Source organism: Comamonas sp. B-9, assembly GCF_000410635.1.
GTDB lineage: Bacteria > Pseudomonadota > Gammaproteobacteria > Burkholderiales > Burkholderiaceae_C > Comamonas.
In genome coordinates this window covers 16926-25428 of record NZ_KE148540.1, presented here as the reverse complement: position 1 = coordinate 25428, position 8503 = coordinate 16926, and the positions used below count along the sequence as shown (strand labels likewise).

At 65.2% G+C, this 8503-nt stretch carries 6 protein-coding genes; 1 reads left to right on the top strand and 5 read right to left on the bottom strand.

The features are described from left to right. The 4 genes from hrpA to H928_RS0108170 all read right to left on the bottom strand — a co-directional run. Positions 1-3131, bottom strand: a 3131-nt coding sequence (hrpA, locus tag H928_RS0108185) for an ATP-dependent RNA helicase HrpA (RefSeq protein ID WP_021026041.1), incomplete at its 3' end; no start/stop codon positions are given. Positions 3132-3212: 81 nt separating this feature from the next. Next, positions 3213-3971, bottom strand: a complete 759-nt coding sequence (locus tag H928_RS0108180) for a hypothetical protein (protein ID WP_021026040.1) — start codon at positions 3969-3971, stop codon at positions 3213-3215. Between the two features lie 48 nt (positions 3972-4019). Continuing rightward, positions 4020-4625, bottom strand: a complete 606-nt coding sequence (locus H928_RS0108175) for a flavin reductase family protein (protein WP_021026039.1) — start codon at positions 4623-4625, stop codon at positions 4020-4022. A gap of 79 nt (positions 4626-4704) precedes the next feature. Further along, positions 4705-5700 (bottom strand): tripartite tricarboxylate transporter substrate binding protein, encoded by a 996-nt coding sequence (locus H928_RS0108170; protein ID WP_027010698.1) that lies wholly within the window; start codon positions 5698-5700, stop codon positions 4705-4707. 264 nt (positions 5701-5964) lie between these two features. Between H928_RS0108170 and argA the strand changes: the two genes are divergently transcribed. Then, positions 5965-7311, top strand: a complete 1347-nt coding sequence (argA, locus tag H928_RS0108165; protein WP_021026037.1) for an amino-acid N-acetyltransferase — start codon at positions 5965-5967, stop codon at positions 7309-7311. 134 nt (positions 7312-7445) lie between these two features. On the opposite strand, the gene bla is transcribed toward argA, so the two are convergent. Next, positions 7446-8336 (bottom strand): class A beta-lactamase, encoded by an 891-nt coding sequence (gene bla / locus H928_RS0108160; protein ID WP_027010697.1) that lies wholly within the window; start codon positions 8334-8336, stop codon positions 7446-7448. Between the last annotated feature and the right edge of the window lie 167 nt (positions 8337-8503).

The window sequence follows — 8503 nt, the reverse complement described above, 5'->3', positions numbered from 1 at the left end:
GCAGGCGCCTGCGCCGGCGCTGCAGCACCATCGGCCTGCGGCGCGATCTTGAGCTCGGCCAGCGCCTGGAAGGCGCCACGGGCCTTGGCGCCCCACTGGGCCTTCAGGGCGCCCAGGTTGCGGCCCTGGCCCAGCTGGCGGCCATGCTCGTCGCTGATGCGGAAGTTCATGAACAGATGGGGGCTGAGCATGTCGAGCTTGAAGTCGGCCCGCTTGATGTCCAGCGAGGTCTCGTCGCGTGCCTGCTTGAGCAGCACCTCGACCAGGCTGCCGGCACCAAAGCGCTCGGCGCTGCCCAGCAGCTCGGCCAGGCGCTGGGCGTTTTCAGCCAGTGGCACAAAGCGGCTGCGCGGGCGCTGGGGCAGGCTTTTGAGCAAGGCCTGGATCTTGTCCTTGAGCATGCCCGGCACCAGCCATTCAGCGCGTTCCTCGCTCACCTGGTTGAGCACAAAGAGCGGCACCGTCACGGTCACGCCGTCACGCGGGTCCCCGGGCTGGTGCAGGTAGCTGGCCGTGCAATCGACCCCGCCCATCTTGATGGTCTTGGGAAAGGCCGCCGTCGTGATGCCGGCGGCCTCATGGCGCATCAGCTCATCACGCGAGAGGCGCAGCAGATCGGGGTTGCGCGCGCTCTCGTCCTTGACCCAGCGCTCGAGCGCCCGGCCGGTGCAGATATCCTGCGGAATCTGCTGGTCGTAGAACGCATAGATCAGCGCATCGTCCACCAGCACATCCTGGCGGCGGCTCTTGTGCTCCAGCTCCTCGACCTTGGCAATCAGCTTCTGGTTGGCCTGCAAGAACGGCAGGCGCGTCTCCCAGTCGCCCTCAACCAGCGCCTGGCGGATAAAGATATCGCGCGCGCCTTGCGGGTCGATCTTGCCGTAGCTGATGCGGCGCTGGCTGTAGACCACGAGGCCATACAGGGTAGCGCGCTCATAGGCAGCCACTTCGCCCTGCTTTTTCTCCCAGTGCGGATCCAGCAACTGCTTGCGCAGCAGATGCGCGCCCACCTGCTCGAGCCACTGGGGCTCGATGGCGGCAATGCCGCGCCCGTAGAGGCGCGAGGTCTCGACCAGCTCGGCCGCCACAATCCAGCGGCCGGGTTTTTTGGACAGGTGCGCACCGGGGTGCGGGTGGAAGCGGATGCCCCGCGCGCCCAGGTAGCCATCGCCCTCCTCGGTCTTGAAGCCGATATTGCCCAAGAGGCCCGAGAGCATCGACAGATGCACGGCCTCATAGCCAGCGGCCTCCTCATTCATCGGCCAGCGCTGCTCCTTGACCACCGTCAGCAACTGCGAATGGATGTCACGCCACTCGCGCACGCGGCGGATATTGATGAAGTTCTGGCGCAGCAGCTGCTCCCACTGGCGGTTGCTGAGCTTGTGGCTGGCCTCATCCACCAACACGCTGTCCTGCGGTGTGAAAGCAGCCAGCGGCGCGGCGGACTCCACCGATGCAGCCGCACCGGTGCTGCGCTGGGCCACCGGCAAAAAGGCGGCATTGCGCCCTATCGCCTGGCCCTTGGCCGGGGCTGCTTGCTGCGCCATGTCCTTGCGGCTCTTGGCCACCACCTTGCCGCCACGCGCATCCTGCAGCCATTTCCACAGGCGCAGGTAGCCGCTGAACTCGCTTTTTTCGTCGTCAAACTTGGCATGCTGCTGGTCGGCCTGCTGCTGCGCTTCCAATGGGCGGTCGCGCACATCCTGCACGCTCAGCGCCGAGGCAATCACCAGCACCTCGGCCAGCGCGCCGCGCTCGCGCGCTTCGACAATCATGCGCGCCACGCGCGGGTCCAGCGGCAGGCGCGACAAGGCCTGGCCCATCGGCAGCAGCTCGCCCTGCTCATCGACCGCGCCCAGCTCGGCGAGCAGTTGGTAGCCGTCGGCAATGGCGCGGCCCGACGGTGCTTCGAGAAACGGAAAATTCACCACATCGCCCAGGCGCAAGGCCTTCATGCGCAGGATGACGCCGGCCAAGGACGAGCGCAGAATTTCCGGATCGGTAAAGGGGCTGCGCGACTGGAAATCGGCCTCGTCATAGAGACGTATGCAGATACCGTTGGCCACGCGCCCGCACCGGCCAGCACGCTGGTTGGCCGCCGCCTGGCTGACGGGCTCGACCAGCAGCTGCTCGACCTTGCTGCGGAAGGAATAGCGCTTGACCCGGGCCGTGCCGGCATCGATCACATAGCGGATGCCGGGCACGGTGAGCGAGGTCTCGGCCACATTGGTGGCCAGCACGATGCGCCGGCCGGTATGGCCTTCAAAGATGCGGTCCTGCTCGGCCTGCGACAGGCGCGAGAAGAGCGGCAGCACCTCGGCATTGCGCAGCACCGGTGAGTGCTGCAGGTGCTTGCGCAGATGGTCGGCCGCCTCGCGGATCTCGCGCTCGCCAGGCAGAAATATCAGAATGTCGCCGCCAGCCCCGCCGGTCCACAACTCATCGACGCCATCGGCAATCGCATCGTTGAGGTCGTAGTCCTTGGCATCTTCAAAGGGCCGGTAGCGCATCTCCACCGGGAAGGTGCGGCCCGAGACCATGATCACCGGCGCCGGGCCTTGCGGGCCGGCAAAGTGCTTGGCAAAGCGGTCGGCATCGATGGTGGCCGAGGTCACCACCACTTTCAGATCCGGGCGCTTGGGCAGGAGCTGGCGCAGATAGCCCAGCAAAAAGTCGATATTGAGGCTGCGCTCATGGGCCTCATCGATGATCAAGGTGTCGTATTGCTTGAGCAGCGGGTCGGTCTGGGTCTCGGCCAGCAAGATACCGTCAGTCATCAGCTTGACCGAGGCGTCCTTGGACAAACGGTCCTGAAAACGCACCTTGTAGCCCACCACATCGCCCAGCGGCGTCTGCAGCTCTTCGGCAATGCGCTTGGCCACGCTGCTGGCCGCAATCCGGCGGGGCTGCGTGTGGCCGATCAAATGGCCGCGCACCTCGCCCTTGTCATTGGGGGTGGCATTGACCTTGCCGCGGCCCAGGGCCAGTGCAATCTTGGGCAGCTGGGTGGTTTTGCCCGATCCGGTCTCGCCGCAGACGATGATGACCTGGTGGCGGTCCATGGCCTCCATGATTTCATCACGGCGGGCGGAAACTGGCAGGGATTCGGGAAACGTAATCTTGAGCGACATAGGGGCAGCATTATCCCCGCAGCAGGCCCCCACCGGTTGCGATGCCGCAACAACGCCTTGGGCCCAAGCAGGCTTTGCCACTCAATCGCTGCTGCCGCCCCCGCAGCTGCTTCCGCCGCAACTGCTGCCGCTGCAGCTGGACGCGCCGCCATCGCTGTACGCGCTCGTGCTGCTGCTCGCCACATCGGAGCTATCGCCAGCGCTGCTGTCGCCACGGTGGCTGCCGCTGTCGCTGCTGGCGCTAGTACTGTTATCAGTACTGCTGCCCGCCGCCCCGGCGCCGAGCGCTGCAGCAAATGCGCTGGCCCATTGGCCCAGCAACTCCGGCGGGTACAGCCAGCCGTCGTCAATCGCGGCTGCGGCATCGAGCGCAAACAGCAGCGGTATGCCCCCCAGCAGTGCGCCCACCATATAGCGCCGGGTATGCATCGCCGCATTCCAGCTCGGCTGCATCGCTGCTGCCTGGTTCTTTGATGGCCCAGCGCTGGCGGCCTGCGCGGGCAGGTGGTGAAACATATGGCCAAAGGCCTGCTGGCAAAACTGCTGGTAGCGCCGCGTATCCAGAATAAAGGCATGCCAGAGCATATCGGCCAGGCGTGAGGGCATCTGCAGCTGCGCGCGGGGAGAGAGCCAGTGCATGATAAAAAACTGGCGCAGCGCCTCTTCGGCCTGCGCCAGGCTCGCGTCATTCAGATGCGGGTAGTCACGCCAGAGCGCCTTGCGGTAGGCGGCATCCAAGCGGTATTGCTGCAAAAAGCGCAGCTGGCGGCGTTTGCGCAGGGTGCGCCAACCCAGCAGGGCCAGGCCGACCGCCAGGATGGCCAGGAAGATCGGAAACATCAGGCCGACCCAGCGCCAAAGCCGGTGCGGATGCAGCCAGGTGCGCGATCAAGCCTTGGGCGCGGGCACATCAATCGCCTCCCCAATCGCATAGAAATGGCCGCCTGCCACATAGTGCAAAGTGCGCAGGTCTTGCGGCGCAGTCTCGAAATGCCAGTGGCCCTCCCGGAACACCCGGTCATCGGCCCAGGCGCCGGTGACCTCGCCAATGAACAGGTCATAGCTGTGCTGGTTGTGCGGCTCGGGCAGCAGGCGGCACTCCAGCCAGGCGGCGCAGCCAGCGACCAAGGGCGTCTGCTGACCGGGGGCATCAAACAGCTGCACACCCGATTGGGCGAGCTTGCCCGGCTGCTGCAGCGCGCTGATCGTGCCCAGCTCCACCGTCAAGGCGGCGATGGGCACGGTGGGCAGCTGCAGCGCAAAGCGGCCGCTGGCCTCGACCAGCGCGCGGGTGCGCGTGGCCTTGTCCAGCACCACGGTCACCTTGGGCGGTGTGAAGTCCAGCGCGCAGGCCCAGGCGGCGGCCATCACATTGCGCTCGCCGCCATGGGCGGCGGACACGAGCACCGTGGGGCCGTGGTTGAGCAGGCGGTAGGCTTTTTCCAGCGCCACCGGTTGGAAATGGGGGTCGGCGCTGCCAGAGATCAGGTCCATAGAGGGGGTCTGCAAGTACAAGATCCCTCCATTGTGCATGCCTGCACCACCGAGCGCATCAAGCCGCGCAGCCTCCCGCTCAATCGATGCGGATCTGCGCGGCCTTGACCACCCGCGCCCATTTGTCGATCTCCGACTGCAGGCGCTGCGCCATCTCCTCGGGCGTGCCGGGGTCGGCCTCGGCGCCCGCCACATAGAGGCGCTGGCGCACTTCCTGGGCGCGCATCACCTGGTTGAAATCGGCATTGACCTTGGCAACGATCTCCTTGGGCGTGCCCGCCGGCGCAAACAGCGCCGCCCAGGAATAGGCCTCATAGCCAGGCAAGCCCTGCTCGGCAATGGTGGGCACCTCGGGCATCAGCGCCGAGCGCTTGGGGCTGGCAACGCCCAGCACGCGGACCTTGCCGCTCTTGATATGGCCGATGGCGGTGGGCGCGTCGCTGAACATCATCGCCACCTGGCCGCCGAGCACATCGGTCATCGCCGGGGCGCTGCCCTTGTAGGGAATGTGCAAGAGCTTGGTGCCGGCATGCATGTTGAACAGCTCCCCGGCCAGGTGCGTGCCGCCGCCATTGCCCGACGATGCAAAGGCCAGGTTGCTGCCCGGCTTTTTGGCCAGCGCGATCAGCTCCTGCACATTCTTGGCAGGCACGCTGGGGTTGACCACCAGGAACACCGGGAACATGGCCGCAAAGCTCACCGGCACAAAGTCCTTCTGGATGTCATAGCTCAGCTTGGGATGCAGCGAGGGGTTGACCGAATGGTGGATTGCGCCGACAAACAGGCTGTAGCCGTCGGCCGGTTGGCGCGACGCCATCTCCGCGCCAATGATGCCGCCGCCGCCAGCACGGTTGTCGATAAACGTGCCCTGGCCCCAGAGCTGGCCCAGCGGCGGCACAAAAGCCCGCGCCGTCGTATCAACCGGGCCGCCGGGCGGGAAGGGAACGATGAATTTCACCTGCTTGCTGGGATAGTCGGCCGCATGCGCAGCCCCCGTATGCAGCAAAGGCAGGCCGGCGGCCAGGGGCGCTGCGCCCAGCGCCAGCAGCTGGCGGCGGTTGATGGTGGTGGTCATGCTTGTCTCCAGGCTATTTTTTGCAAAACCGCCATCATCGGCCCGGCGCGCCGGTTTGCCCACACCTGCGCCGTTTGTGATTGCGAAACCTCCACTTCGCGCCAGCCAAAATGGACAGCGCAGCACTGATGGATTTTTCCCATGGCGCTGAGGTCAAATCTGCAGCCAACTGCATGCAGGCGCGCGATGTTTGTATAACAATAGCGGCAGCCGCAAACCGCCGATCTGGCGTGCTTCTAGGAAATACCCCCACACCCCACCCCCATGTCCGCTGTATTCAATTTCACCTTTGTGCCCTGGTTCCGCTCGGTGGCGCCTTATATCCATAAGTTTCGCAACCAGACTTTTGTAGTGGGCGTGACAGGTGAGGCGATTGCAGCGGGCAAGCTGCAATCGATTGCCCAGGATCTGGCCTTGATCCAGGCGCTGGGTGTCAAGATCGTGCTGGTCCATGGTTTTAGGCCCCAGGTCAATGAGCAGCTGGCGGCCAAGGGCCATGCGCCGCGTTACTCGCATGGCATCCGGGTGACCGATTCGGTGGCGCTCGACTGCGCCCAGGAGGCCGCGGGCCAGCTGCGCTTCGAGATTGAAGCGGCCTTCAGCCAGGGCCTGCCCAATACCCCGATGGCCGGCGCCACGGTGCGCGTGATCTCGGGCAACTTTGTCACCGCGCGCCCGGTCGGCATTGTCGATGGCGTCGATTTCATGCATTCGGGCCTGGTGCGCAAGGTCGATGTTGGCGGCATCCACCGCACCCTGGACATGGGCGCGATGGTACTGGTCTCGCCGTTTGGCTTCTCGCCCACGGGCGAGGCCTTCAACCTCAGCATGGAAGAAGTGGCCACGCGCGTGGCCATTGAGCTCAAAGCCGACAAGCTGATGTTTCTCACCGAAGTGGCCGGCATCCGCCTGAACCCGCTGGAGCCCGAAGGAGAAGACAACCCGGTCGACACCGAGCTGCCGCTGGATGTGGCGCAAAAGCTGCTTGCCCAGTTGCCGCCCGCCACCTTGCCCACCGATGTCGGTTTTTATCTGCAGCATTGCGTCAAGGCCTGCAAGGAAGGCGTGGAGCGCAGCCACATCCTGCCCTTTGCGACCGACGGCGCGCTGCTGCTGGAAGTCTATGTGCACGATGGCATCGGCACCATGGTGATTGATGAGCGCCTCGAAGAGCTGCGCGAGGCCAAGCCCGATGATGTCGGCGGCATTTTGCAGCTGATCGAGCCTTTCGAGAAGGACGGCACCCTGGTCAAGCGCAGCCGCACCGAGATCGAGCGTGATATCTCCGCCTACACCATCATCGAGCACGATGGCGTGATCTTCGGCTGCGCGGCCCTCTACCCCTACCCGGAAGCGGGCACTGCCGAGATGGCTGCCGTCACCGTATCGCCGCAAAGCCAGGGCACGGGCGACGGCGAAAAGCTGCTCAAGCGCATCGAGCAACGCGCCCGCGCCACGGGCCTCAAGAGCATTTTTGTGCTCACCACCCGCACGATGCACTGGTTCCTCAAGCGCGGCTTCCAGCCGGTGGATCCGGACTGGCTGCCCGAGCAGCGCAAGGCCAAGTACAACTGGAGCCGCAAGAGCCAGGTGCTGGTCAAGTACCTGTGATCGCCTGGCGCTAACGCGCCAAGGGGCCCTGCCCGCGCCGGCAGCGCCCTTGACCCAAACTGCCCCTGACAAGGGGCAGTTCTGTTTGAAGCGGGGCGATCAGCGCCCGATCCATCCCCCCTTTCAATCCCCAGTTAGCCCCAAAGCTTCACCAGCTCGGCGGCCACCCGGGCCAGTGCCGCATCACGCGCCTTGGGCTCGGCCTTGCACTCGGTCAAGTAGCTGGTCACCAGAATCGGCGTCGCAGCACCGGGCGCCCACAGCAGGCCAATGTCGTTGCGGGTGCCCGGTCCCGAGCCGGTCTTGTCCGCCACCTTCCAGCCCGGGGCACCTGCGCGCAGGCAGTGGTCGCCCGTCGTATTGGCTTGCATCCAGCCGACGAGTCTTTCGCGGTTGGCGGCGCTCAAGGCCTTGCCCAGGGTCAGCGCGCGCATGCTGCTCAGCATCGCCAGCGGGCTGGTCGTATCGCCCACATCGCCGGGTTTGGATTCGCTCATCGCCGGCTCGATGCGGTCCAGCCGCGTGGTCGGGTCACCCAAGCTGCGCATATAGGCGGTAAAACTGGCCGGGCCACCCACGCGCTCCAGCAGCAGGTTCGCAGCGCCGTTGTCGCTGATCGTCATGATGGCGTCGCACAGCGCCTCAACCGTCATCGGGGCCTTGCCGGCAAATTTCTCGGTCACCGGCGAATGCTCGACCAGCACCGAGCGGTCAAACGTCAGCGTGGCATCCAGCCGGTCCTGGCCGGCATCCACACGTGAGAGCACCTGGGCGGCCAGCAGCATCTTGAAGGTGCTGCACATCGCAAAGCGCTCATTCTGGCGCCAGCCCAGCGCCGCGCCGGTCACGGTGTTCAGCGCCGACACGCCCAGGCGCCCGCCCACTGCGCGCTCGAGGGCCTGCATGGCCTGGGCAAACTGGCGCTCTGCCGCCTTGTCTGCCGATGGCGCAGCGGCCCAGGCGCGCGCGGAAGTGGCGACCAGGCTGGCCGCACCCATAGTCAAGAAAAACTTTCTTCTGTACATGGCTTTCAATCCTTAAAATTCGTTGTTATCCGGTGGACAGGCGTAAATTTACCGACATCCCGCGCGCTTGACCAACGATGAAAACCAAGAAAACCCACAAGAAAAACTTATAGCTTATGCACCTGCCTTTGAATGCCCTGCGCGCCTTCGATGCCGCAGCACGCCAC